The sequence below is a fragment of the Desulfosoma sp. genome, assembly GCA_037481875.1.
GTDB lineage: Bacteria > Desulfobacterota > Syntrophobacteria > Syntrophobacterales > DSM-9756 > Desulfosoma.
In genome coordinates this window covers 494,980-520,160 of the sequence record JBBFKY010000001.1, presented here as the reverse complement: position 1 = coordinate 520,160, position 25,181 = coordinate 494,980, and the positions used below count along the sequence as shown (strand labels likewise).

General features: G+C 53.6%; 17 protein-coding genes. 5 read left to right on the top strand and 12 right to left on the bottom strand.

Going from position 1 to position 25,181, the window contains the following annotated elements:
• Window positions 1-23: 23 nt before the first annotated feature.
• The 4 genes from WHS46_02305 to WHS46_02290 all read right to left on the bottom strand — a co-directional run bounded on the left by WHS46_02305 (window position 24) and on the right by WHS46_02290 (window position 2,759).
• Window positions 24-848: a tRNA (adenine-N1)-methyltransferase gene (locus tag WHS46_02305; GenBank protein ID MEJ5347511.1), complete on the bottom strand. Its 825-nt coding sequence runs from the start codon at window positions 846-848 to the stop codon at window positions 24-26.
• A gap of 74 nt (window positions 849-922) precedes the next feature.
• Window positions 923-1,441 (bottom strand): rubrerythrin family protein, encoded by a 519-nt coding sequence (locus WHS46_02300; protein ID MEJ5347510.1) that lies wholly within the window; start codon window positions 1,439-1,441, stop codon window positions 923-925.
• A 57-nt stretch (window positions 1,442-1,498) separates the two neighbouring features.
• Window positions 1,499-2,401: a hypothetical protein gene (locus WHS46_02295; protein MEJ5347509.1), complete on the bottom strand. Its 903-nt coding sequence runs from the start codon at window positions 2,399-2,401 to the stop codon at window positions 1,499-1,501.
• Window positions 2,402-2,426: 25 nt separating this feature from the next.
• Window positions 2,427-2,759 (bottom strand): hypothetical protein, encoded by a 333-nt coding sequence (locus WHS46_02290; GenBank protein ID MEJ5347508.1) that lies wholly within the window; start codon window positions 2,757-2,759, stop codon window positions 2,427-2,429.
• Between the two features lie 225 nt (window positions 2,760-2,984).
• Between WHS46_02290 and WHS46_02285 the strand changes: the two genes are divergently transcribed.
• Window positions 2,985-3,278, top strand: coding sequence for a hypothetical protein (locus tag WHS46_02285; protein ID MEJ5347507.1), 294 nt, complete (start codon window positions 2,985-2,987; stop codon window positions 3,276-3,278).
• A 1,131-nt stretch (window positions 3,279-4,409) separates the two neighbouring features.
• On the opposite strand, the gene WHS46_02280 is transcribed toward WHS46_02285, so the two are convergent.
• The 3 genes from WHS46_02280 to WHS46_02270 form a co-directional block, all read right to left on the bottom strand.
• Window positions 4,410-7,475 carry a DNA polymerase III subunit alpha gene (locus tag WHS46_02280; protein MEJ5347506.1) on the bottom strand — a complete coding sequence of 1,022 codons (3,066 nt, stop codon included), beginning with the start codon at window positions 7,473-7,475 and terminating at the stop codon, window positions 4,410-4,412.
• Between the two features lie 3 nt (window positions 7,476-7,478).
• Complete coding sequence (locus WHS46_02275) at window positions 7,479-8,675, bottom strand: hypothetical protein (GenBank protein ID MEJ5347505.1); 1,197 nt, start codon at window positions 8,673-8,675, stop codon at window positions 7,479-7,481.
• Between the two features lie 1,025 nt (window positions 8,676-9,700).
• Window positions 9,701-10,795: a lipocalin-like domain-containing protein gene (locus WHS46_02270; GenBank protein ID MEJ5347504.1), complete on the bottom strand. Its 1,095-nt coding sequence runs from the start codon at window positions 10,793-10,795 to the stop codon at window positions 9,701-9,703.
• Between the two features lie 412 nt (window positions 10,796-11,207).
• Here WHS46_02270 and WHS46_02265 point away from each other — a divergent pair, with 412 nt between their 5' ends.
• Complete coding sequence (locus tag WHS46_02265; protein MEJ5347503.1) at window positions 11,208-12,638, top strand: FAD-linked oxidase C-terminal domain-containing protein; 1,431 nt, start codon at window positions 11,208-11,210, stop codon at window positions 12,636-12,638.
• A gap of 227 nt (window positions 12,639-12,865) precedes the next feature.
• Here the strand turns inward: WHS46_02265 and WHS46_02260 are convergent, their stop codons facing one another.
• Genes WHS46_02260 through WHS46_02250 form a run of 3 tightly spaced genes read right to left on the bottom strand, consistent with a single transcriptional unit; the run spans window position 12,866 to window position 17,632 of the window.
• Window positions 12,866-14,083, bottom strand: coding sequence for a 4Fe-4S dicluster domain-containing protein (locus WHS46_02260; protein ID MEJ5347502.1), 1,218 nt, complete (start codon window positions 14,081-14,083; stop codon window positions 12,866-12,868).
• Window positions 14,084-14,124: 41 nt separating this feature from the next.
• Window positions 14,125-16,365 carry a hydrogenase iron-sulfur subunit gene (locus WHS46_02255; protein ID MEJ5347501.1) on the bottom strand — a complete coding sequence of 747 codons (2,241 nt, stop codon included), beginning with the start codon at window positions 16,363-16,365 and terminating at the stop codon, window positions 14,125-14,127.
• 4 nt (window positions 16,366-16,369) lie between these two features.
• Window positions 16,370-17,632, bottom strand: a complete 1,263-nt coding sequence (locus WHS46_02250; protein ID MEJ5347500.1) for a CoB--CoM heterodisulfide reductase iron-sulfur subunit A family protein — start codon at window positions 17,630-17,632, stop codon at window positions 16,370-16,372.
• Window positions 17,633-18,010: 378 nt separating this feature from the next.
• Here WHS46_02250 and WHS46_02245 point away from each other — a divergent pair, with 378 nt between their 5' ends.
• Both WHS46_02245 and WHS46_02240 read left to right on the top strand, forming a co-directional pair.
• Window positions 18,011-18,208 (top strand): hypothetical protein, encoded by a 198-nt coding sequence (locus WHS46_02245; protein MEJ5347499.1) that lies wholly within the window; start codon window positions 18,011-18,013, stop codon window positions 18,206-18,208.
• 610 nt (window positions 18,209-18,818) lie between these two features.
• The gene (locus WHS46_02240; protein ID MEJ5347498.1) at window positions 18,819-19,982 is read left to right on the top strand and encodes a VLRF1 family aeRF1-type release factor; all 1,164 of its coding nucleotides are present in this window, start codon (window positions 18,819-18,821) and stop codon (window positions 19,980-19,982) included.
• A 299-nt stretch (window positions 19,983-20,281) separates the two neighbouring features.
• Here WHS46_02240 and WHS46_02235 read toward each other — a convergent pair whose 3' ends face one another.
• The gene (locus tag WHS46_02235) at window positions 20,282-21,589 is read right to left on the bottom strand and encodes a hypothetical protein (protein MEJ5347497.1); all 1,308 of its coding nucleotides are present in this window, start codon (window positions 21,587-21,589) and stop codon (window positions 20,282-20,284) included.
• A 176-nt stretch (window positions 21,590-21,765) separates the two neighbouring features.
• A complete protein-coding gene (locus WHS46_02230; GenBank protein ID MEJ5347496.1) occupies window positions 21,766-23,133 on the bottom strand; it encodes a hypothetical protein in 1,368 nt (455 codons plus the stop codon).
• 291 nt (window positions 23,134-23,424) lie between these two features.
• Between WHS46_02230 and WHS46_02225 the strand changes: the two genes are divergently transcribed.
• Window positions 23,425-25,179: a VCBS repeat-containing protein gene (locus WHS46_02225; protein ID MEJ5347495.1), complete on the top strand. Its 1,755-nt coding sequence runs from the start codon at window positions 23,425-23,427 to the stop codon at window positions 25,177-25,179.
• The last annotated feature ends 2 nt before the right edge of the window (window positions 25,180-25,181 follow it).

Sequence of the window (25,181 nt, the reverse complement as noted above, 5' to 3'; positions counted from 1 at the left end):
CGGCTGTTCCGGATCCTGCTCCCTTACGTCGGTACGGGAGCTTCGGGGTCTCGAATCGTCGGAACCTCCTCCAACGTGCGGACAATCTTCTTCGCCACCGTGATGAAACCCGTATGGCCGATCATTCGGTCCTCAGGTCTGGCACGTCGAGCATCGATTTTCCAATTACGTTTCAGCAGTTCAAAGGTGGTCACATTGACATAGCCATGACGTTTCAATTCCTGGCAGACCATCTGAACCTGGGCCACCTGGGGGCTCAAAGAAACGAGAAGCCCTCCCGTGCGCAGGCAGGCGGAGACCGCTTCCACAGCGTGCCAGGGTTCGGGAAGGTCCAAGACCACGCGATCCACCGGTGCGACCAAAGGTAGGGCTGTGACATCCGCCACAAGAAGCGTGTGGTTTTTCGGTGCTTCTCCAAAAAAGACTTCGATGTTTTTCCGAGCCAGTTGAGCAAATTCAGGTCGAATTTCCACCGAAATGACCCGCCCCGTAGGACCAACGGCTCGAAGCAACGCCAAGGTGAGAGCTCCTGAGCCGATGCCGGATTCCAACACCACATCGCCCGGGCGAATATCGCCGTAAACCAAAAAAGCTCCGATGTCTTTAGGATAAATGACTTGCGTTCGCCTTTTGAGCTTGTGGATGTAGTCTCCAAGGGACGGACGAAAGAGAAAGACTTTGGCTCCTTGATGCGTTTCCAGAAATTCGCCTTCCTGACGACCGACCACGTCCTGAAGATCCACGTTTCCCAGATGCGACGAAAAGGATCCTGACCCTGCTCGAACAAGCCAGGTCTTGCCTTTCTGTGATGTGAGAAGCACCAGTTCTCCCGGTTGAAACGCGCTCATGAATCCTTGCCTGTCCTTTCTTCCTTGGCTCTGCGTCTTCTAAAGGTTCATACCCAGGTCCGCCGAGTCGCCCCTCATGAGACCTGTGAAAAGCTTTCCGAAGACCTTCCACAGTTGGGGCATTGGTCCGGCGCCGCATCTTCTGTCACCCATCCGCAATTTTGACACACGAAGTATGCAGGGCTACGGTCGGAAATCAGGTGTAGCAGAGCCATCTTGTACAGCTTGGCGTGTCGTTCTTCGGCATTGCGTGCGGAGGTGAGAAACCAGATGGCCGCTTTGTCATCGAGAGCCCAAGCTTCCTTGAGAAGTTTTGGGTAGGCCACCTGGTTTACAAAAGATTCAGACGCAAAAGCTGCTTGTAAGTTTTCTTCGGTGGACCGCACCTCATCCAAAAGGGATGCATGATTTCCGGCATGAACCCTTTCCGCTTCGGCAATGGCACGAAACAGGCGAGCGATCTGAGGATAGCCTTCTTCGTCCGCCTTTCGAGCGTAAGCCAAAAGCCGAAAATGGGCTCTGGCTTCCCCAAGGAAAGCTTCAAGCATCAATTCTTTGCGCTCTCGAGCCATTGTCTTTGACTCCAGTATCATTTTGTCTCTTCACGAAACCTTCATGGGTTCAGCCTTCGGTGTCCGATTTTCCCTCTTTCAAGGATGTTTTTGAAAGAGCACCACCACATGGCGCCACACGGCACCGGCAAGCAGCGGCGGCCGAAGGGCTATGGGCACAAATTGGGTCTTATACTCCATGAAGGTCGGCGGGGCGAGCTCTTTCACAAGACGTCTAAAGTTTTGAGTTTCAATTCCCTGGCATACATAAAACGCCGCGAAGCCTTTGGGAATCAAAACACGGTGCAGCGCCTGCCAGAAGGAAACCATGAATTTTCGAAAGGATCCCAGACCGAAATGCATCACATGAAAAGCTCTCAGGTATTCCACAATGTTCGACGTGTAGATGATGTGAAAAGCCTCGTTTGTGGAAATTAGGAAATCTTCAAGCGAAGAGGCGATGATGGAAAAAGGACGGTGTGCTCCTTGAACCCACAAACGGTAGAAGGCATCGCTTTTCAAACAAGGCAGCAGTCCCAGGTGAAATCTGTCTGTCGGACGCAGGAAAGCCGTGAAAGGGTTCTTTAGGTCGGAATCACGTAAAATCAGCGTATCGAGAAATTGCTGCGCCTCGAAGCTGATTTCTTCTCGAAGCTTGCCGTACAAAGCGAATCTTTGGGTGGATGTCGGGGGATCTAAGCCCCAAAGGGTCGTCCACAACTTGTTCGCTTCGGGAATGCCGTGAAAGAAAAATTCACAAAACTCCTGACGGTTCAAACGCCGATAGGCGGCTTTCTTGAGCTCTGTCAAGGCACAGGCCTGGATCGATACATCCACCACCGTTAGAGAATCGGGTTCAAAGGATGAAAAATAGACCGGAATATCACCGCTTCCCGCAACACAGAGCCCTTTTCGGCCTTGTACGGGAAGCTTTTGCAAGACTGTCCATGGGTGTTCGGTGGGCACAAGGTACGGCGTGGAACCTTCGTGAAAAACCTTCACCCCCAATTCCTTCAGCCTTCGGCCGTTAAAGCCTGATTCGCAATCTGTCCAGCATGCCGTCGGCGTATTCGATAATGTAATCGCGCTGAGCCTGCGTGGCGTAGCCGATGCATGCACAGCGCAGACTCTTTCGGCTTCGAATGAGCCATTCAAAACCCACCTGTTTTCGAGTGAGGTTTACGGCAAAGTAGTAAGGTTGGCAGTGATCGTGGTTTTTTTGAAGCTCCGTATATAACGCATCGGGAAGGTCCACATAGTAGATGCCTTCCATGGCCGCCGATTCCGCGTGGGCCGTCAGATAGTCTCGAATACGATCGTAGTCCGATTCCCGCAGCTGATCAATCACATATTGTTTCATGTGCACCTCCCAAATGCCCCGTGGATACCCCGAGTCCTTGTCGCCCGAAGACGGACGGGGTTATAAATGAATCAAAGCCTCAGAGTTTCGGGCGACCTTTTCCATATCTCTCAACTCTTTGTCAATGCTCATGCACGACCGAGGCTTTGCACGCACAAGCCGAAGGGCAGAGGGGCCCTGGTTTGAGCGGCTGTTGAACCTTAGGTCAGACAAGGAGGTGTTATCATGAAAGCCGGAATCGTTTTTACAGGCACAGGCCCCATACTGATCCTCACCAGTTATGATTCCTTTCAGGATCCCAAATTCATTGAAAAGCTCAGCGCCAAGGGGATCAAGAAGTTCATCGCACGCGAGCTGCCTCTGGAAAAGGTCAAACAAAAGTACGGTCTTCAGTACAACATCGTGCTCGGCGATCTCAATCAAACGGATGACTTGCGCGTTCTGGACTACAACGGCCATAATGTTTTTTATAATTTCTCGTTCAAGGAAATGGGAGAACCCATCTACTGCGAGCCGTAAAGAACCAAGGAGTATAAGACCCTGAGATTCATCAACATATCGTCGCCTTTGTGAGACCAAAGGGGGAACGAGCCCACACCGTTCCCCTATCTTCATATTCAGTCCCAACACATGGCTTTCTTCAGCCCATCCCTTCAAAGCGCAAAGACAAGGCGGGAAATGGTTGTTTGTCCTGGAGATGTCCTTAAGAAGCCCCCGAAGACGAGTCCTGAGGAACTGAAGAATTGTATCGACGACGCAACCAAGCTTCAGCCTTTCGCTGGTGGGTAGACTGATTCCTTGGAATCGAAAAAGAACTTTTCTTATGCAGAAAGGCCCCACCTCCAGGGTGGGCTTTTGATTTTCGACGTTGTTTGCGGTTCAGGAGGGTGCCATGAGCGAACTCAAGAGAAGTCAACTGTTGGTTCGAGTGCAGAACCGAGCCGAAAATGAATTTTTTGTCCAATGAAAGCTCTAAAAAACCCAGACGATCTGGATGCGGAAATCCTTGAAAACTGTGTGGATGATGCCACTGTGCAAAGGTATGCCTTGAATTTTCAGAAAAAAGAGTCTTAAGCTGCCTTTCATGCTTCTTTTCCTTTGGAAAAGTGTAATGAATTCCTGGCAACCGGCTGCTCTTTGACGAGATCCACTTATGTCGTGCCTAAAATTCACCTTCCATGAAACCTATCGCCGTTTGAAGCGGCTTTGTGATGAATTCCAGCCGCTTACGGTTCACCTTTAGTTCCCGGTAACCGATTCGAGAAGCGGAACGCATATGAAGCGTTTTGTCGTCTCAATCCAAAAAAACTCCACATCGTTGACGAACCCAAGCCGCGTTCTGCATTCGGGTTGAAGATACACGGATGTCTGTTCGACAATTTTGGTTTTTTTCAGCGACAGGATCGCTTTTCACGGCTCATCCCCCATTTCGGACGCCGAGACACGAAAAAGCAAAGGAGCGATACTTTGTGAAGGATCGAATGCGGTGCACGACACGCAGTCAGGGGTACGAGGGCAGTTCTTGAAGGGGTTGTCAGGTATGGTTTTTTTCCTGTTCCCGCCGTTTTTGGTCATTCAACTCAAGATTCAAATCGTGCCCGAGATCTTTAGACGTCGTGGTTTGAATTTTTCAGAAGAGTCATCAGTGTTTCATGCCACGGGTTCCAGGTGAGAGACGGAAAGGCTTACGGCCCCAAAGGATTCTTCCACCGTCCCTCTCAGAGCATAAGGCCTTTCCCAACCCAAAGTTTGGCAGAAACGACGGTACGCATCGGGGAAAAAAACCGTTTCATAAATGGCCGTCTCGTCTTCAAAAGAAACGAAAGCCATGGGATCCCCTTGCTGTGTCACCACTTCTTTACGGGTTATGGGCCATCCTTTAAGCCACAATGTTTTGCCGACCCGTTGCGGCAGCTCTTTGGCTCGAACCCATGGCCTGGGCCGTTTACGGTACGCCGCTTCATGGCATATCAAAGGATGAACGGAAAGCACAAAACCCAAGGCTTCCTGTTCATGACGCCATAACAGAGGCGCCTCTGGAGGGGGCAGATTGGGCACAAGGTTTCTGTGGGCTCCTGGAAATTTCAAGAAAGGCATGGCTCGATCCCCGCTGGAAAACCCGACAGCTCTGTTGCTCGGGTCCCGCGTTCGAGAGCCCTTTTCCCTTGAAGATAACCGATGAGCGCACGCCAAGATTTGTCTCGAGCCGCAAGGGGCGCATCGAGCATGAATCCACCATAAAAGCTGACCCCGGGGCCACGGTTCGGCCAAGGTGTCCAAGGCACCGCTTTTGGCCAGAATCAAAGCATCCTGGAGGCTTAAGGACACCCGATCGAACAAATCGTCCAAAGAGACAAAGGGGCCGTTTCGAGTCCGTTCTTCCAAAAGCCGCTCCAAGGTGTCCCGACGAACGTTTTGAAGCATCTGCAATCCTAATCGAAGGGTACGCCCCTTACCCCAACACTTCCATCGGCTCTCGTTCACATCCGGTCCCAAGACCTGCAAACCCATGCGCCGCGCTTCGGAAAGATAGGCAAAACTCGTGTAGTAGCCCCCTCCGTTGGCCACGACCGCGGCCATGAATTCGGCGGGATAATGCACCTTGAGCCACGCCGACTTGAAACTCACCAAAGCATAGGATGCCGAATGGGGTTTGCAAAAGGAATAACCGGCAAAGGATGTGAACATTTCCCAAAGAGCTTGCACCACATCCTCACTCACCCCGCGACGTCGACATCCCTCTTCAAAGCGCCGCCGATAATCCTCGATCTGTTCCTTGCTCTTCTTGCTCAAAACCTTACGCAATCCGTCGGCTTCCGCCCACTGAAATCCGGCCAGTGCCATGGCGCAGAGAACCACGTGTTCCTGATACACCAAAATCCCGTAGGTTTCTTCCAACAGGTCCTTAAGATCGGGATGCAAAGGTTCATAGGGCTTTCCATGCAATCGCTCGATGTAGGCGTGGATGTATCGGTTGGCAGCAGGCCGAATGATGGAAGAATGGATCACCAAATGTTCAAAGTCCCCACGTCGTGTTTTCTGCTGGAGTTGCCGCATGGCGGGGGATTCTACGTAAAACACCCCCATGGTATCCCCTCGAGCCAGCAAAGCTTGGGTTTGTGGATCGTCCAAGGGGTTCAAAGCGGCGTAATCCAATCGACGCCCCGTATTTTCCGCCACCATTTCCAAAGCATCTCGAATCACGCTAAGGGAACGGTTCCCCAAAAGATCGATCTTGACTAAGCCCCCTTCTTCCGCCTGATCCTTGTCCCACTGAATGATGCGTACCCCTTTGGTTGCCCGTTGCACAGGCACTCGACGATCCACGCGGTCCGGAGCCAGAACTATACCCCCACAATGAACGGACACATGTCGCGGAAGCCCTTCCAGTCGAGCAGCCAGTTGAAGAATTTCAGGCCAAGGTGGATCCAAGGAAAAACCGAGAAAAGCCGGATGAGACCGAATCCTTCGGTGAATGTCTTCCGGTCGTGTCCATCCGTTCAAACGTCGGGATATTTCCGCGATGGCGGCGGCAGGCATGCCGTACACCTTGGCCGTTTCCCGCACCGCCGCGCGCGCTCCAAATCCCACATGGTTCGCCACCATGGCAAACCGTTCGGACCCGTAGAAATTTTCCACCTCTTCCAAAAGAGCATCCCGTTCATCCCATGGAAAGTCCACATCGATGTCGGGATGGTCCTGGCGATGAGGGTTAAGAAACCGTTCAAAAACCAGCTTGTGTCTCAGCGGATCCACATGGGTGATGCCCAAAAGATAACTGACCAGACTGGCCGCGGCACTGCCTCGACCACAATGGATGGGACGACGCCCCACAATGTCGGCCACCACCAGAAAATAATCCACGTAACCCTTGGCATCAATGAGTTCCAATTCCGCAGCAAGCCGTTTTTCCAGCTCGGGAAAGCTGTGTCCATAACGCCGCCGTATCCCCTCTTCACACCGCCGAATCAGCTCATGCAAAAGATCTTCAGAGCCGTTTCCGTAATGAGGAAAAACGGTTTCAAAACGGTTCCAGCCTTTGAAGCATCGGTTTATGAGGGCTTCGGCTTCGGCCACGGCTTCCGGACAGTGCGGAAAATGACGCAAACCCTCTTCAGCCGGTTTCAGCCAAGCCTGCGAAGAAGCCAGTTCTCGAGGATTCAAAGTGCTTAAAGTGCTGTTGGTGTCGATAGCACGCACCAGCCGATGGAGGGAAAAATCTTCCGGGTCGGCAAAATAGACCGGATAGACGGCTACCGAAAGAATCCCCATTTCCTTAGCCAAGCGCAATGTTTGACGTCCCGCGGGTCCAGGAAGCACGGCCGCATAGGTTTCCACGTGGGGATGAACGGATCGCAGGAATTTTTCGTCGGCACTGACCACCACCACATGATCCCCTTGACCGGCACAGTCCCCTTCCAGGGAAAAACTGGAATCCATATGAAGCCGAGACGTCAGAACACAAAGGCTTTCATAGCCTTTGGGATCTTTGGCTATGGCCACCACGTGGCGTCCTTCATGGACGAGGTGCACCCCCACAACCGGATCCACACCGTAGCGACGGGCAGCGTTCAGGAAACGCACCAGACCGTAAAAGCCGTTGCGATCGGCGCAAAGCACCGCCTTGTGCCCCCGCTCCGCCGCTCTTTGACACAAAACTTCGGGAGAACTCACTCCTCGCATGAAAGAATAAAAAGTATGGACTACCCACAACATATGTCATCCCGACGATCGCCCCACGGATCTTGAATGCCCGTCGCATGCCACGGCCCAGACAAGAGCATGATGTCCGTAGCGGCTTCGCACGGTATCCAGAGCCGTCTGAATCCGTTGTTCTCGATCCTGCAAGAGTCCTGTTTCGGGAAACAAAACCAACTGCCGTACAGGCAGAGAGAACCGAGTCCACGTGACAGCAAGGCGCCGCAAAGCCACACGTCTTTGACAGACCGATCGAGCGAGCACGCGAACCGTCTGAAAAAGGACTCGATCCAGCACCTGTCCACAAAGCCTTATGTCCTGAGAACCCTGAGCTTCCACGCCGTCGGCATAACGCACTTCCAAAAGAAGACGACCAGGAATTCGGTTGCGACGTCTAAGCATCCAGCCACCCTCTTCCACAAGCCTTAAAAGCACGGCATCGATTTTATTCCAGTCGATTTCATCCCGTTCCAGTTCGTGCACCAGTTTCAAGGCGGTGTCCTTTTCCGACGGAACCACCGGTAGAGAATCTTCACCGCGAGCCAGCTTCACCAACCGCGAAGCATGATTGCCGAAAACGGGCAAAAGCATCTCGGGACTCAGGGCCGCCAACTGGCCCACTCGACGAATGTTTAAATCCATGAGCTGATTCGCCGTTTTGAACCCAAGGCCCGGCAAGGCTTCTACAGGAAGGCCCTGCAAAAAGGTCTTTTCTCCTCCCGGAAACACTTGGCTCACATCCCCCACATTCACGCATTCGGCAGCCACCTGGCTGACGAGCTTGTTTGCTGCGAGACCCGCACGGGTCGGCAGGCAACGGCGCCGTAACATCTCTTCTTCCACCCGGCAGGCCGTGTCTGTCGCAGGTCCCCACAAACGTCGGGTTCCTGAAAGATCCACGAAGTAGCGTCCCAAGGCGCCTGCTTCCACCACTGGAGAAAAGACCATGAGGTCCCGAACGACGATTTCATGCACCTGCCGATAAAAAGATCGATCCGGGGGTACCACCTGTAAAGCGCGGCAACGCCGTACAGCCACTGCTCTTGGCATGCCTTCTTGAATTCCTTCTCCACGTGCCAAAGCGTTCGCCGCCAACACCACAGCCCGTCCGCCGGCATCGGCCACCACCAAGGGGCGGCGTCTTCGAGACGGATCCCGCAGTTCTTCCAACACCGCACAAAAGTCGGGAACATGAAGATGCAGCACCGCCCTTTCCATAATCCATGCTCCCGGCGCCTCCTTACGGCGCCCTTACCTCAAGGGTTCGCCGGAGATGACTAAAATGACTCAGAACCGACCGACACATTGAGGGTTTCGCCGGAGGCTCTCTCACCCAAACGCCTACGGCATTCCGGCTTTGTTATGGTAAGGTGAAAAAAAGGTGAAAGTCAAGAGTCCGGACAAGGATAAGGAAAGGGTCCTACAGGGCAACAAGCTTATGAAAAGAAGGATTCTTTCCTGGAAACGCGTGCCTCCGGCTCGCCATCTGTGCGGCCGGCACACTCGCTTTTTGAGGAAAAATTTTAATATACACGCTTCAAGGGGTGAAGCGGCACATTGCCGTCTTTCTATCATCGAACGGCTGCTTTTTCCTGGCGCTAAATAAACCTTTCGGTCATGGCCTAAGAATCTATTTGAAAACCCACAACGGCCATTTCGGCTATGGATCGTGTGAACGCAAAGGGACGAGACTTATTCCGCCCCTGTGGGCCTGAAAGTAGCTTTTAGAAGAACCGTGCCTATAGCTCGGAATCTGTGTGGGCGAATGGCACGCGCCGGCAGGAAGATCGTCACAAGCATTCAATTTCGAGTAAATTGATGAAAAGCTGTGAAAATCGAAGCCGGGAAGGCCAAGCCCATGCCGATCACGAAAGGGGCCATTCACCTCAAACTGCTCCTGATCGAACGAGTTGTGAAGGCACTTCGAACGCTTGAGCCCTTGACAATCGCCAATTCGCAGAACGATTGGTGTATTCGGCCGGCGGTTGAAAAAAGCTTGCAGGTCGCCATAGAAGCCATAATCGATGTGTGTCAGAGGCTTATTTCCATTGGCGGGGTAAAGGTCCCGAGCACTGGCGCGGAGTTTATCAAAATGTGCGTGGAGCTTGTGGCTCTCGCATCCCAAGAACCTTATCGGCTCATGGTTCAGTGCCTTTCTGGAACGGGGCCGGCGGATGTCCGCGGAATTGCGCCAACATATGGTAGGGGAACCAAAAAGAGATGCATGAGTGTCCGTTAAGTTTTTACAAAGGAGCGTCAAAGGGGCGGGCGTAGCCCGTGAGTTCCACGTAGCCTAAGCCTCGCACGGATTTTCCCTGTCGAGTGCCCTCAAAGGATATGGAACCCTCCCAATAGGTGACACCTGTGCTGGCCGGGGTTTCCAACTCCTGATCGGCCAAGTTGGGACGAATGCGAAGATCCAATGCAAGACTAGGCACCTGAAGTCGCCATGCTGAAGGGTAGACGGCTTTGGATCGAGGACTTTTCCATGTCGAAAGAACTTCCACGACAACCTCGTCTCGACCCACATGGCGTGCCGCTCCCGAAGCCTCCACAAAGGTGCCGCTGGATGCGCCATGCCAGCTTCCATCCTTTTGGCGCAGCCCGAAAAGCATGAATTCTGTGCCGTCGTCAAGCTGCAGGCTGAACCAGTCCCAGCCCTGAAGACCCGGCTCCAAGGGTTCGGAACTGTATTCATGATCCATCCAGGCATAACCCGTCACAGGGAGAACTTCATTTTCTGTGCGCACTGTTCCTTGCACTTGGAGTCGTGTCCACGAATAGTAACAACTGGCACGATCCGGGCTGGATCCCTTGACGCTGTAGCCTTCGATGCCATGCAGCACAAGCGGCTTTTGGGGCTCAAGACGAAGATGTAACGAAAAACGGCTCGCCTCCGCCAGAAGCTCATGATGGTTCGGCCCGAGGCGCGCCGTCCAAGGATGCACCCAAACCCGAATGCCTTCTTCGGTCATTTCCGCACCAGCGAGACCCGCCGCTCCACGCAGAGCTTTCTCTTCGTAAAGAAAGCGCCCTTTTTCCACGTCACTCAGAGCGGCGTGAGCAAAGTACATCTGGTTTGTGCGCCATGGAGACACCGTATCGGGCCGCTTTTCGTTGGCTGCTGTGGGAACCATTTGGTATCGGAAAAAAGTCAATTGAAACCCAAACAATCGACCCGCCTCCGTTCGCACATTACCGGTATAGTACCACCACTCGGTGCGATACCCTTCATGGGCGCCATGATCTTCAGGAAAACGCAGACCGCAAGGTCCGCTCACCTTGAGAAAGGCCGGCGTTGTGTCTTGAGCCCACGCCCACTCCCAACCGCACAGCATTAAGCACAAAAGCGCTATCCTGAGTCGTCTTCCTAAAAGCTTTTTCGAGAACGGTTTTTTTCTGGGAAGCGCAGGCGTCCAGTCCGCATCTTGAGCGGGCCGGTGGCCCGCGCTGCCAAGAGAACCATGGCCTTCTCTCAACGTCGTACAAGCTCCTATGGAGCCTGTCCGAGAACTTGAGATTCCGGATCTTGCGTACTCGAATTTCAAGTCCTTAAGGTGCCGAAACCAGCCCAATTTGACACTCTTGAATGAGCTCCTATAGCCCATGTCTTATCTTTTCCCTTCCCTTCATAGCCTTATTCCCACCACTTTGCCGCAATGTCCCATGGACTCCCTTCGGCCGTTTATATTATTGTGCTATGAAACCAACGTTAACATGTGGAGACCATAGAGCGGAAAGGCGGCCCCAGTGAAAACCAGATGTCAATCTTCTTCCTTACCTCAGGAAGCTCTGCAAAGTCTTCGAGAAATCGTAGGAGAGGATCATGTTCTGACGGCTTTGGAAGATCGCGTTAGCTACGGCTACGACGCCAGCAAGCTCACCGCCCTTCCCCAAGCCGTCGTTTTTCCTGCGAACGCTTGCCAAATCTCAGAAGTGGTCCGCTTAGCCAATCGATGGCGTTTTCCCATTTACCCGCGTGGTGCCGGAAGCGGCATGGTGGGAGGTGCGGTGCCCGATCGAGGTGGTGTGGTCCTTTCCCTGGCCCGGCTGAACCGGATTCTGGAAATTCATCCCGAAGACATGGTCGCCGTGGTGGAACCGGCTGTGGTCACAGGGGTTTTTCAAAAAACGGTGGCCCAATATGGGCTTTTTTACCCCCCGGATCCGGCAAGTTTAGAATTTTCAACGATCGGCGGCAACGTGGCCACATGCGCCGGTGGACCTCGAGCCGTCAAGTACGGTGTCACAAGGGATTATGTGCTGGGGCTGGAAGCCGTGTTGCCCACAGGAGAATTGATCACCACGGGAACACGGACCATGAAAGGTGTCGTCGGCTATGATCTTACTCGTCTTCTCATCGGTTCCGAAGGGACCTTGGGTATTATCACCAAGATTGTTCTCCGTCTCATTCCGGCACCGGAAGCCGTCATGACGGTTTCAGCCGTTTTTGCCAGAATTGAAGACGCAGCCCATGCCGTCGTCGCTGTTCTTCAAGCGCGCATCATTCCGACCTGTCTCGAGTTGCTCGATGCAGCCACTCTTCGCGCCGTCTCGAAATACTCATCGTTAGAAATTCCCGAACAGGCTGAAGGCATGCTAATAGCCGAAGTGGACGGCCCCCCTGAAGTCCTTCCCCGTCACATGGCTACCATGGAAGACATTTTTCGCCAACACGAAGCCTTCCGGGTCTCGGTGGCCAAAAGTCCACAGGAAAGAGATAAACTCTGGGCCACTCGACGTGCCATATCCCCGGCCTTGGGTCGTATTCGCTCCGGAAAGATCAACGAAGACGTCACCGTTCCACGTTCCCGTATCGCCGATCTCATCAAATTCAACCAGACCCTGGCTCGAAAATATGATTTGGTTATCGTGAGCTTTGGACATGCCGGGGACGGGAATATTCATACCAACATCATGGTGGATCGCTCCAACCCGCAGGAAATGGCCCGCGCCGAAAAGGCTGTGGAAGAACTTTTCCAGGAAGTCCTTCGTCTCGGAGGAACGCTTTCAGGAGAACATGGCATCGGCCTTACCAAGAGCTGCTTTTTTCAATGGGAGGTTCACCCTGGAGCCTTTGAAGCCATGATACGCATCAAGCACGCCTTGGACCCTCACGATATTATGAACCCTGGAAAAATGTTTGCACCCAATCGTGCTTTTTTTCAGAGCTTTTCGTAATAGACCAGCTGCGTGGGACCCCGAAAGGCGGGGCTGTTCCGCTCGCATGAGAAGCAACCCGAAGACCCGCCCCACGGGAAAAGATAGGTCTCTTTGAAGGATATAGGCGAGGTTTGGCGCGGCAAGTATAAAAACCCGTGCTCAAGAAGGTGTAGGGCGGACCCATAGGTCCGCCCTTACAGATTTCTAGAGGGGCTGCCTCTGAGAGCCGTCCGCCCCGCCTCCTTCTAGGCTTCTGCCGCGGCAGGTTCCTTGGCTGGCGCTTCCCCTTCCCGGCTCTTTAATTCCTCAAAATATCTCTCTCTTACCCCTTTCAAGTAGGCCGCCATAGGTCGATAAGCCAAATGGGACCACTTGGAGAAGGGCACCTCCAGGACCAGCATGGGAACGGCGATCATCAGGTGAAGAATGTACATGGCGTACGTAGCGAATGGAATGTCCAGTAGCCGCAAAATATGCACTGAAATCCCCGTAATGACCGTCAGCTCCAGGAGAACCAGGAACATCCAGTCCGTACCGTGGGAATTCTTGTAAGGGGCTTTGCTCTTTCGAAAACGGCCGATAAGGGCGTAGGTGGCTCCGATGAGGATGGCGATGGTGGCATAGTAGCCCAAAAGACGAATGGGATGGAACAGGGAATACTCAATATCCCTTCCCAAAACCGGATCGTAGGGTCGCTGAAAACGCAGCGGTTCCCAGGTGAGTCCCAAAACAGCAAGTCCTCCGGCCAAAAGCACGGCGACCAAAATGAATGCCGTTGTGTAACCGGTCATCATGAGCAAGTGAATCACCCACTGGGTCCTGTCTTCGCATTTGGCCCATCGCTTTTGGGTGAGAAAATGAAGCACCAGCTCCTTGGCTTGACTGGCATAAATGCGCAAAGGGATTTTGGTGAGGAGATCCCCCATGGTGAATTTCATGAACCGATAGACGTTGGTGAGAAGGAAAAATGATAGGATGGACGCCATGATAAGGTCGGCGATTTCCATCCCGTGAGCCGGCCATGCCTTCTCCAATGAGGCATGCTGCCAGTCGAATTCACCGTGAATGAGCAGCATCAGCACCCCGACGATCAAGCCCGTGACAATCACGGCCATGATTTCGAACTTTTCGGACGTGTAAAACTTTCTGGAAAAACCCGTCCAGTCGTACTGGCTGGTGAGGTATCGACGCAAGGCCATCATGGTCTCGCCGGGATCGGCACCTCGAGGGCAATTGTCGGAGCAGTTACCGCAGTAATAGCACAGCCACGGCTCCGAGGATGTCAAAATCTTGTCCTTTAACCCCATCTGGGCGTACTTGACCAATTTACGCGGGAAGGGCGTCCCCGTTTCCGAAAGCGGGCACACGGCGGTGCAGTTCCCGCAATGGAAGCACTTGCTGGCGTCTTTCAACCCGAAGTGCTTCAGATCCTTCATCAAATTCGGATCCACCTTGATACTCATCCTCAAGCCTCCTCGCTTTCCTTGTCCTTACGGCGTTCCCTTTAGAATCCCTTGTAGGGGTTCGGCCCCACGCCTTCGAGAGTTTCCGCAAAATCGTCTAAAATCTTGGGCAGCTTGTCGTAATCGGAAATGGCCACCGTTTCGAATCGCACGCGATCGGATTCAAGAACAAGACGATCCAACGTCTCCTTGACCTTGCTCAAACGGATGTTGGCCAATTCGGAACCCTTCACAAAGTGGCATTGGTAGTCGTCCCCGTATTTGCAGCCCAACAGCAGAACCCCGTCAATGCCTTTAGACAGGGCATCGGCGATGAAGATAAGGTTCATGGAACCCAGACAGCGCATGGGAATCACCCGCACCCACGCGTTGTAGTTCATCCGACGAAGCCCTACCATATCCAGCGCCGGATAGGCATCGTTTTCGCAAGCGAGCACGATGATGCGTGGCTTTTCTTCGTCTTCCTCGGGGACTTCGATGGATTTGATCATGTCGCCGATCATGCCCACAGAGTAGTTCTTGAACGAAATGATTCGCTCCGGGCAAGCTCCCATACAGACACCGCATCGTCGGCAGCGCGTGGGTTGCGGCAGCGGGTTGCCCTTTTCATCTTCGTTAATGGCGCCGAACGGGCACTCTTCCGTACACCGTTTACACTGCGTGCAGCGCTGCATGAAAAATTCAGGGAAACTCATATCCCCGGCTCGAGGATGCACGGCCTTTCCTTGGCTGACCAATTCCACACATTGAATGGCCTTCATGGCCGCGCCGGCGCCGTCTTCAAAAGCCGCTGCAACACCCATGGGGCGACGCACACAGCCCGCCGCGTAGATACCGGTTCGCCTCGTCTCATAAGGGAAACAGATAAAATGGGAGTCCGGAAAACCGTAACGCAATCCGGGAAGTTCCGGTCCCTGACGGTATTCCAAATTGAGAATGTCCGAGACCAGAATGGCGTCTTGAGGAACTTCCAGCTCTTCCTCTTCCTTCTTCTGTTCCGTCTCCGCCCCTCGCATGCGTGCCCGCACCTGGGCGTAGTCTTCGCCGAAAGCCGTCACCGGCACCATGCCTGTGGCCAACACCACCAGATCCAAATCCTCCAGCAGGACCGTTTCTCCCAACAAGTCGTCCAAGGCTTCCACCGAGACTCCCGCGCCGGAAGCTTTCACCTGAGGATCCTGGCTTCGAATAAAAATGACACCTTCTTCCTGGGCCTTTCGATAAAGGTCTTCGGCCTGACCCGGTGTTCGCATTTCTTTGAACACGATGTACACATTGGCGTCGGGATTGGTTTGTTTGATGTAAATAGCCTGTTTAAGGCTTGTGGTGCAACACACCGAAGAACAGTAGGGGAGCTTTTCTGGGTCACGCTGGCCGGCACACTGCAGAAAAGCCACATTCTGCACGCCGGCTCCGTCACTGGGCCGCTTTACTCCGCCGGCCTGGACCATTTCTTCAAACTGAACATTGGTGATGATGTTGGGCGATTGCCCATAGCCCAGCTTGGGATCCAATTGCGTGGCGTCATACGGCTTCCACCCGGCGGCCATGACGATGGCCCCCACTTTGTGCTCCTTAGTGGCACCGTTTTGAGCGATGGTCACCTTGAAAACACCGGGGCCTCCTTCGGTCTTTTGAATCTTGGCACCCGTGTAAACGGTGATGTTACTGTCTTTGGTTACCTCCTGAATGAGGCTTTCCACATCATTGTCTTTGATCCCCTTGTAGGGGAAGGTGGCGATCTTGGTCACCGATCGCTGAAAACCACCAAGCTGCTTTTCTTTTTCCACCAGCACGGCTTTGTAACCGGCCTTTGACACTTCCTTGGCCGCCGTCATGCCAGCCACACCGCCGCCCACGATGAGAATATCCTTTGAGATTTCCTCTTCAGGCTTGTACGGCTCCGGAGGATCCATCTTGCCGATCTTGGCCGCGGACATGCGCAGATAATCTTCGGCCATCATCTGCGTGTCTTCATCGCCGGGCTTTTGGCTCCACGCCACCTGCTCCCTCAGATTCACGCGATCCACCAAGCATCCTTCAAAACGAAACACATCGTACATGACACGCGGAGAACAGGCGGCGATCATGAGGCAGTTAACGCCTTCATTTTGAATATCCGCCTTCAGCATGTCGACGCCTTCTTGGCTACACAGGCAAGCATGGGTTTTCACCAAGGCGGCTTTGCATTCCTTTTGAGCCACCTTGGACAGCTGCTCTATGTCCAGGGCATCGCCGATGCCGCAACCGGTACAAATATACGTGGCAAGCTTCTTATCCATTGAGCTACCTCCTCACGACGGATTGAATGGCTTTGAGAGCGGCTGCCGTGCCGTCGGCGACGGATTCGGCCACATTGCACGGGGTTCGAGTCGTGCCCGCGGCGTAAATGCCAGGCATGGCGTCCATGGACGCCACAAAACCGTATTCGTCGTAGGGAACCGGTGTGGGCACCGGGGCTTCCGACGTGTTGGGCTGCATGCCCGTGGCCAGGACCACCAGGTCCACCGGGATTTCATGAAGTTCTTCGGTCATGGTGTTTTCCACGCGGCACACTAAGTTCTTCGTGGCGCCGTCTTCGGTGATCTTGGCGACTTTACCTTTAAAAAAGATCAGCTTGTCATCGGCTTTGACCCGGTTGACAAAATCTTCCAGTCGATCTGTGGCCCGCACATCGATGTAGAAGAAATAAACGGTTGCCTCCGGAATCTGTTCTCGAACATAGGTCGCCTGCTTTAAGGAAGCCAGACAACAGATGCCGGAACAAAACGGTAGATGGTTCTGATCCCGGGATCCGGCACACTGGACGAAAGCCACGGTCTTTGGCGGTTGCCCGTCGGAAGGACGTAGAACCTTGCCTTGAGTCGGACCATTCCACGCCGCCAGTCTCTCCATCTGAACGTTGGTGATCACATTGGCGTAGGCGCCCCCGCCGTAATTATCCAGTTTCCTGATGTCATAGGGTTTCCAGCCCGTAGCCCAGACGATGCTTCCTACCTTGAGTTCCAGCATCTTTTCCGTCATATTCAGATCAATGGCATCATACGGGCAGGCTTCTTTGACCTTTTGTGCTTCCGCGCTTTTGACCAGGCTGGGATCCAAGACGTAGCGCATGGGAAAGGCCATGTCGTGAGGAAGATAAGCGGCCTTGACGGTATCCATGCCGTAATTGAAGGGGTTGTCGATCTCCAAGGAACAGGCTTCGGCGCACTTGCCGCACCCCGTGCATTTCTCATTCACATAACGCGGATTGATCTTCACCGTGACGTCAAAATCACCTTCCGTTCCGCGAATCTGAGTCACCTCCGCCATGGTAAAAACCTTCACTCTGGGATTGTCCTTGATGCGGCGGAAATTGATTTCCAGGCCGCAGTAAGGAGGGCACAACTTGGGAAAATACTGATGCAGCTGGGCCACACGCCCCCCCAGGTACGGGTTCTTTTCCACCAAAAAGACCTCGTAGCCTGCCTCGGCGGCTTCAATGGCGGCACTCATGCCGCTCATGCCGCCTCCAACCACCATGATGCTTTGTGTCACCGTGTTTGCCATGCTCATCCTCCTCGGTATATGAAAGATGTCCCGTGAACCCTCGAGAGCGTGGGCAGGGAATGCCTCCCCGGAAAGGACCGGCTCCGTCGATAGGCTCCGGCCGCATCATGTGCAACTATACACAAAGCAAGGGCCAGGAGCAAACAAAAACTTGGGAAGTCTCAACGGCTTGCCCTTCTTTCCTTCAGCGTTTTTTCAGAACTTCCTGGTTGTCAAGGCCATGGTCTGGGTGATGTTGTGAAAAAAAGGTCGAAGCTTTCGCCTTTGGGCCTTGAAAATTGCCTTCCCCTCGGGTAATAGAGGACCGAATTGAATGGAGAACAAAACCGGACGCTGAGTCCCCTGTTTTTATCACACTATCCATCGATGGAGTCGCCCATGGACGAAAGACAAGAAACCAGCAAGTGGATGGAAGTCGCGGCACGAATCGCGGTCTCTTTGGCTGTGCTTTTTCCCGTGTATGCGCTCCTTTATCTGACCTTTCCCGCATCCATCATCGCTTTTTATCTCATTTCCGCGGGGCTTTTCGCCGCCTTTGCTCCGTGGGACAAGATCAAGCAAAAATTCCTGTCCTGACCTTTGGGTCCCGCATCTTTGGAGCTTCCCATGCCTTGAGACCTGACCCAAAAGCGAGTGAATTGGTTGGGGGCGTTCCCAAGAGGGGGCGCCCCCAATTTGTTTGCTGGCACTTGTTTGATAAACATTGGTTTCGATAACACTAGGACCCTGCCCTTTCAACGACAAGACCAAGGCATTTGACGCCGTAAGTTAGAGGCGCGGCGCCGCCTCGCCCCTACACAGGCTTGAAACTGGGTCCCTTCCGCGGAACGTGAGCCTCTGGAAGGTTCATGCAACGCCTAGCCCCCGTGCTCCTGGCAAAGCCATCGCTTGTCTTTGTGGATAACGAAAAAGATTGGCGTCTCAAGCCTGAAAGGGCGGACCGACGTTTCCACCAAAAACCATTGCTGCCATCTTCCCTACTAGCTTGTTCATCTCCACAACGCCTCCTGTCCCTCAATGAACCGATTTCCTCATGCACCCCGCCGATTCCGGTTCCTTAGATGCGTCCTTGACCGCGCGTCCTCGGCAGGCGACAATTGCATGAAAGCTTCAACCGCATCCTGGAATGCCGCCTTGCCGTATAGCGGCGATTTTGGCATGCACACACCAGCCAAGGAGGATCTTCATGAAGGCGCTACATCCCAGTTCTCTGGAAAGTTTGGCCCGCCGTCATGCTCCTGAAGGTTCTTGGATTCTCAGTGTTTACCTCAACCTAGACCCACAAGTTCGCGCGAATCGACGCGGAGCTCACAAGCTCGTCCTGGATCAGATGCTTAAAGACCTGGAAGCGACCCTGGCTGATCCCGAAACCGCGGAACATTTTCGTGAAGACGCCGACTGGGTTCGTAACCAGGTGGGACTGCACATTCCTAAAGGAAAGACCCTTGTGTTTTTTTGCGATGTTTCCGAAGGGTACACGTACCTGGAAGATTTACCGGTGCGTCTGCCCAACGGGGCCTGGTATGAACGACGCCCTTATATTCGACCCTTACTGGATGCCTGGAAAGAATATGAACGTACCGCAATCGTCGTCGTAGATCGAGAAAAGGCGCGGTTTCTGGTCGCTTCCATGGGAGAAGTGGAGGAAGTAGAAGAAGCCTTTCAGACCCCTGCCGTTCGCCATCGCGTTACGGCAGGAACCGATCATATGCGCTCTCAGATGGTTTTTCAACGTCGAGCGGCCACCTGGAGCCATTGGTTTCTTAAGGAAGTCGCTGATTCTCTGCATGACATGATTGAGGAATATAGCATCGACCGAGTGGTTCTAGCAGGGCCGGAAGACGTGACCGCTGAACTTAAACGTATTCTCCCCAAAGGTGTGCTGGCTCGAGTCGCTGCCCGGGTGCGCGCCTCGGTTACGGCAAAACCCAAAGAGCTTCTCGAAACGGTGATTCCAGTCCTAGGAGAGCTGGATGCGGCTCGAGAAAACGACCTGGTCACCGAATGCATCACCGCCGCCAGAAAGGCTCAAAGTGAAACACCCAAAGCCGTCCTCGGGCTCGACGCGGTTCTAAATGCCGTGAACCAAGGCCGCGTATACCAGATCCTCGTCCCGGTAGGGTTTTCAGTTCCCGGTTGGCATTGTCCAACCTGCGACGTTCTTATGGATCATGCGCCTTCCGCCGGGACCTGTCCTTATTGCACCAACGCCTTGAACGATGTAGACGACGTGGTGTGGGCCGCTTGTGATCGCGTTCTCGCCATGGGTGGCAAGGTGGAAGAAATCGGGGCCGATGGGGCTAAGGAAATTTTGAAAAAAGACGGGCCGGTCGGGGCGTTTTTGCGTTGAACATTTTGCTGAAAAGGCCGAACGTGGTGCTTTCTTGGGCCGACACGTCGCGGCGCCTCTGTGGGGGGACGACCCATCGGTCCGACCCTCCAAGCGTCTGATGCTCCATGGTCCAGCGGTTGTCCGAGAACCAACCAGCTCCGAAAAACGAACGTCCCGGCCTTACAAAGGCCGGGATAGAAGCTCACACACTCCCAGGAAACAGCCCAATCTAGCCTTTGGAGAGGCAAGGCGGCACCTCGCCCCTTCCAAGAATGGGTAATTAAAGGCCTTGCTCCTGCGAATTCTCACCTAAATTTTTAGAAAGACCATTCCAGCATAGCGCCCAGTTCGTAGACGTCATCGTCGTCCTTAGAAGTCTTAAACGCCTCCTCGGCAAAAAGGTACGCGGCTACAAACCTCAGATTCAAGCCATCCACAACGCCTTGATCCAAATAGAAGTCAATTTCATGCCCGATACTGTCGTCTTTCTTCCCTGGAGCGCTTTCCACCTTCTCGTCAGTCCCAATATAGTAGTAGCTAAAGGTTAGTGCCGTGTCTTCCATGGCCTGCCATTTCAATCCGGCAGTGACCATCCATAGGTTGGATGGACCATCCGCGGCATAGTAAGCACCTTGGCCATAGGAGTTGTAAGTATCAAGACCTCCGGCGTTGACATCCAGAGTTCCGAGACCCAAGATTTCCGACCAGTAAAAGGAACGCCCCAGAGGATAGACAAACGCTTTGACATCGTTGTCATTCAGTTTGCTGTCCCCACTGGTGAAAAACCCACCGGCGCTCAAAACAAAATTGGACACCGTGTATTCGGCTCGGCCTTCCAACATCCAGCCTTTGTACTTTCCGGAACCCCCGCCTACGATATCGTAACTGCCGACATTCTTGACAAAATTGACGTACGCACTGACGGCATCGGTCGTATAGGCAAGATTGAGCCCCAAATCGATCAAGTCGTTACTGCAAACATCTCGCCCGTTCAGCCAGTCCACGGCCTCATCGTAGTTGTAATCCTCAAAGAGACTCGTCTTGTTGTTGTTGGCGGACTGATAAAATCCGACCAAAGTGGCAGAAAAAGGACCCTGAGCGTAGGAAAGTTCCAAGAAAAAGTCGTCGATATTTTCCGAAACATCGGTCACATTTTGGTTTTGACCAGCAATGTAGCCCAGGCGCACTTTCACCGGATCCAAAGTTTTTTCGACCACAGCTCCGGAAAAATCATCGGAAAAAATCCAACCCCCCAAAATATCTGTTCCCTGAACGCCGAGCGTCGCTGTCGCGTCAATGCCTGGAACCACCAAATCAAGGTAGACGTTTTTCATCTCCAGGTTTGTGGCATCGGCGCCGATATCCCCACCTCCGTGACGCCCTGCGCCAGGCGTCTCTCGACCCCACAAGGTATCCGCTTCCCACTTGGTGACGATTCGAAGCTTTTCGCTGCCCACAAAGGTAAAGTACATGCGCAGTCGCTGATCGAACCAATTGGCGTTGTCATCCACATCGTCGTTTCCATCCGTAAGATTATCCTGCGACTGCCACCTCATAAAGTACATGCCACCGTACTTAAAATCCACGGCATGGGCGGGATTGGCCACGGCCACAGCGACCAACATTACGAAAAAACAACCTGCAAGTCTATTCACCGTGAACCTCCGAGAGTAACCTGATGGGTTTTAAAATCCAGGAAGTTTTTCACGAGACTGCTTTGCCGAAAGCTGTAACGCCCGAGAGGTGATCTTCTCGGGCGTCCCAGATTACTACGAACGTTTCGGCTCAACAAAGAGCGCGATTAGAACTTCCACTGGAGCACAGCACCCAGCTCGTAGGCGTCGTCGTCGTCTTTGTAGATGGTGTAGGCATCCTCAGCAAAGAGATAGCCGCCCACCAGCGTAAGATTCAATTTGTCCACCAGATCCTGGCTTATATAGAGGTTGATCTCATGGCCTACGGTATTGTCCTCCTTACCCCTCGACACATCCGAAAGAACATCCTCAGCGGTTGCTACATAATAGTAGTTGAGAGTGAGTTTGGTTGTAGGCAGGGCCTTCCAGACAACCCCAGCATTCAAAGCCCACAGGTTGGAGGGAATATCCGCCGCGCGGTAGGCTCCTTGGTGTTTGGGATTCAGGTGATCCGATCCTGCAACGTTCACATCCAACAAACCTAAGCCAAGGATTTCCGACCAGTAGTAAGAAGCGCCGCGGGCATACGCAAAGGCGTCGTAGTCCTTAGCGTTGTCAAAGGCGGCTACATTGTCGTCGTCGCCGCTGGTGTAGAAGGCGCCCAGATGGAACGTCCATGCATCCCACATGAAGTCCGCCATACCTTCGAGCATCCAGCCTGTGTAATCCTGGCTGCCGCCGCCGACCAAATCATAACTTCCGAAGTTCTTGATACCGGTCAAGCCCAGGACCATCATGTCGGTCTTGTAGCCCAAGCTGAGACCGAGATTGAAAAGGTTGTTGTCTGTGACAGCCGTGGTGCTGGTTACAAAAGTACCCGTCGACATTTCGGGATAGGTACTCAGGTTCGTGTCATGCGCATATTGGTACCACCCGACAAGAGTCGCCGTGAACGGACCGTTGGCATAATCCAAAGCCAGGAAAAGGTCATCCACGTTTTCATTGGTCGTGGTGACATCATTGTTTTGAGCCGCCACATAACCCAGGGTGACTTTTACGGGATCCAGCTTGGTGGAAATCACGGCACCCGAAAAGTCATCGGCAAACATCCAGCCCTTCAAGAAAGTGGCACCCTGCACACCCAGCTTGGCTCTCATGGGGGTATTGGGCACGTTGAATTCCAGATAGACGTTCTTCATTTCCAGGTTTGTGGCGTCCGCGCCGATATCCCCACCACCGTGACGGCCGGCACCCGATGATTCACGACCCCAGAGGGTATCCGCTTCCCAGTGGGTCACCAACTGGAGGTTTTCGCTGGCCACGAAGGTGAAAAGCATGCGCAGACGTTGGTCGAACCAGTTCCCGTTGTCATCAAAACCCGGACCTTTGTCCTTGTCTTGTCCATCGGCCAGATTGTCGTTGGATTGCCAACGCAGCCGATACAAGCCGCCGTACTTGAAATCGACGGCGAAGGCCGGCATGGCGAGAGCCACAGCCGCTAAAACCGCCACAAACACGATGAAGTTCTTCTTCATCTCTTTCCTCCCTAAAAAATGTTGAAGACTCCACTAGCTAACCCTGGTTCAGCCCCTCGGTTGTCCGCTGTGCCTTTGCATCACCCCCTTTCCGTGAATGTCGCCCCGGCGCCCTTCTGCGGACGCTACCAACGTGTTTATAATGGTGTCGTGGAAGATGTCAAATAAAAATTCTCGAAGGAAGCCCTGAAAAATGTTATTGCGTGACGGTCCGCTTTGTCGTTAGTCTCATAACGAAAGCAGCACAGGAACCCCATATCTCCACTCTTTACCATTAAAGGAAGGTGCTTCATGAGGAGGATAACACTTATCAAGCAATTCGCCGCTTCCCTTCGTGCGGTTTTTGCTCTCTGCCTTTTTGTCGCCTGCCCTGCCTTGGCGCAGGATCAGCAGGTAAAAACCGTCGCTCTCATTCCCTTTCAAATGAACACCCCCAAAGAGCTCTTCTACCTTCAAGACGGCATCTGGGACATGCTGCGTTCTCGATTGGCCTGGCCCGGCAAGGTGCAGGTGCTTGACAAAGCCCTTGTCCTCGAAGCCGCAAAGAGTCCCGCCACCGTTCAAAATGTCGAAGCCGCCCGCAGCTTGGCCCACCGTCTTAAAGCCGACTACGTTCTCTACGGCAGCGTCACAGCTCTCGGAGAAGCCGTGAGCCTCGATGCCACGGTGGTTTCAGCAGTATCCAAGGAAACACCTCTCCAACTTCCCTACCAAAGCCCGAACCTCAGCCAGCTCATTCCAACGGTGAACCGGCTCGCCGAAGATGTCAACCGTCAAATCTTCAACCGATCCACAGCCACATCTACCCAACACACCACCGCCGAGAGCCCCTCCACACGTCATCCGGAACTTCTGCTTTCGGAATCCGCCATGCCCGGACAAGCTGTTTCCTATCTCAACCCGAACTTTATAGAAGTGACGCCGGAAGGGTCTTTGCGTCAACCGGGCCTGTGGCGCAGCCAGACTTTTTCTGAAGCTATTCTCTCCATCGATGTGGGCGACGTGGACGGAGACGGTCGAGACGAACTGGTGGCGCTCAGTGCTCAGCGCGTCACCGTTTACAGACGCGTCGAACAAGGTCTGCAAAACCTTGCCGAATATCGCGCCGGGAATTTAGACACTCTTAAATGGCTTGCCTTGGCGGATGTGGACGGCGATGACCGTTTGGACATTTTGGTCGCCAGCATTTTTGAAAGGAACAAGGGCCGAAATCCAGGCCCTGAAAGCATCAAGCTTTCGGATACCGAGTATGAACCGGCCTCCTTGGTCCTCAAATTTGACGGAACACGGCTACACGTTGCCGCGCAGCGTATTCCCTATTTCATTAACGCTGTCACTTTCCCGAACCGAGGCCGTGTGCCTCTGGCCCAAGCTCGAGGCCGCTACGGCGATCTCTTTGACCCTGAAATCTTTGAATGGCGCCTTCGTGGCAGCCAAGTCGTGACCACGGCCCCCGTTTCTTTGCCGCCCCAATGTAACGTCGCAAACTTTGCTCCCGGAGATTTCAACGGGGACAGTGCTTTGGAATACGCGGTCATTACAGCTGACAACAGGCTGATGATCGTAGATTCCGCCGGAAACCGCCTGTGGCGCAGCCGGCAGCAGCAGTTCGGGGCCACGACCAACTACCTGCTCGGCAAGGTGGAGGACCTGCGGTATAACAATGTGGAATACTACTATATACCATCGCCCATTCTCGTCATGGATCTGAACAAAGACGGTATTGCAGAAATCGTCGTCAACCGAAGCCCGGACACCACCAGCCGTTTTCTGCCTCAAGGCTTCAAATACTATGAAGCCGGAGAGGTGGTAAGCTTTTCCTGGGATCAGTTGGGCCTCGTGGAAAACTGGAAGACACGCGAAGTGAGCGGCATGGTCTCTTCCATTCGTCTCGGAGACTTGAACGCCGACGGCACCCCGGAACTTATCGCCAGCCTGGTCCTGGGAAAAGACCTTCTGAAACTCTGGCAGGCTCGAAGCACCCTCTTTTCCTATGACCTCAACGTGAGTCAAAAAGGTAAGTCGGAAACAGCCCGCAAACCCTAGAC

Bases quoted from the DNA above. Each gene is read 5' to 3' on its own strand.
- WHS46_02305 (MEJ5347511.1), bottom strand. From the start codon at position 848: ATGAGCGCGTTTCAACCGGGAGAACTGGTGCTTCTCACATCACAGAAA.
- WHS46_02300 (MEJ5347510.1), bottom strand. From the start codon at position 1,441: ATGATACTGGAGTCAAAGACAATGGCTCGAGAGCGCAAAGAATTGATG.
- WHS46_02290 (MEJ5347508.1), bottom strand. From the start codon at position 2,759: ATGAAACAATATGTGATTGATCAGCTGCGGGAATCGGACTACGATCGT.
- WHS46_02285 (MEJ5347507.1), top strand. From the start codon at position 2,985: ATGAAAGCCGGAATCGTTTTTACAGGCACAGGCCCCATACTGATCCTC.
- WHS46_02280 (MEJ5347506.1), bottom strand. From the start codon at position 7,475: ATGTTGTGGGTAGTCCATACTTTTTATTCTTTCATGCGAGGAGTGAGT.
- WHS46_02275 (MEJ5347505.1), bottom strand. From the start codon at position 8,675: ATGGAAAGGGCGGTGCTGCATCTTCATGTTCCCGACTTTTGTGCGGTG.
- WHS46_02270 (MEJ5347504.1), bottom strand. From the start codon at position 10,795: ATGCTGTGCGGTTGGGAGTGGGCGTGGGCTCAAGACACAACGCCGGCC.
- WHS46_02260 (MEJ5347502.1), bottom strand. From the start codon at position 14,083: ATGAGTATCAAGGTGGATCCGAATTTGATGAAGGATCTGAAGCACTTC.
- WHS46_02255 (MEJ5347501.1), bottom strand. From the start codon at position 16,365: ATGGATAAGAAGCTTGCCACGTATATTTGTACCGGTTGCGGCATCGGC.
- WHS46_02250 (MEJ5347500.1), bottom strand. From the start codon at position 17,632: ATGGCAAACACGGTGACACAAAGCATCATGGTGGTTGGAGGCGGCATG.
- WHS46_02245 (MEJ5347499.1), top strand. From the start codon at position 18,011: ATGGACGAAAGACAAGAAACCAGCAAGTGGATGGAAGTCGCGGCACGA.
- WHS46_02240 (MEJ5347498.1), top strand. From the start codon at position 18,819: ATGAAGGCGCTACATCCCAGTTCTCTGGAAAGTTTGGCCCGCCGTCAT.
- WHS46_02235 (MEJ5347497.1), bottom strand. From the start codon at position 21,589: ATGTTGGTCGCTGTGGCCGTGGCCAATCCCGCCCATGCCGTGGATTTT.
- WHS46_02230 (MEJ5347496.1), bottom strand. From the start codon at position 23,133: ATGAAGAAGAACTTCATCGTGTTTGTGGCGGTTTTAGCGGCTGTGGCT.
- WHS46_02225 (MEJ5347495.1), top strand. From the start codon at position 23,425: ATGAGGAGGATAACACTTATCAAGCAATTCGCCGCTTCCCTTCGTGCG.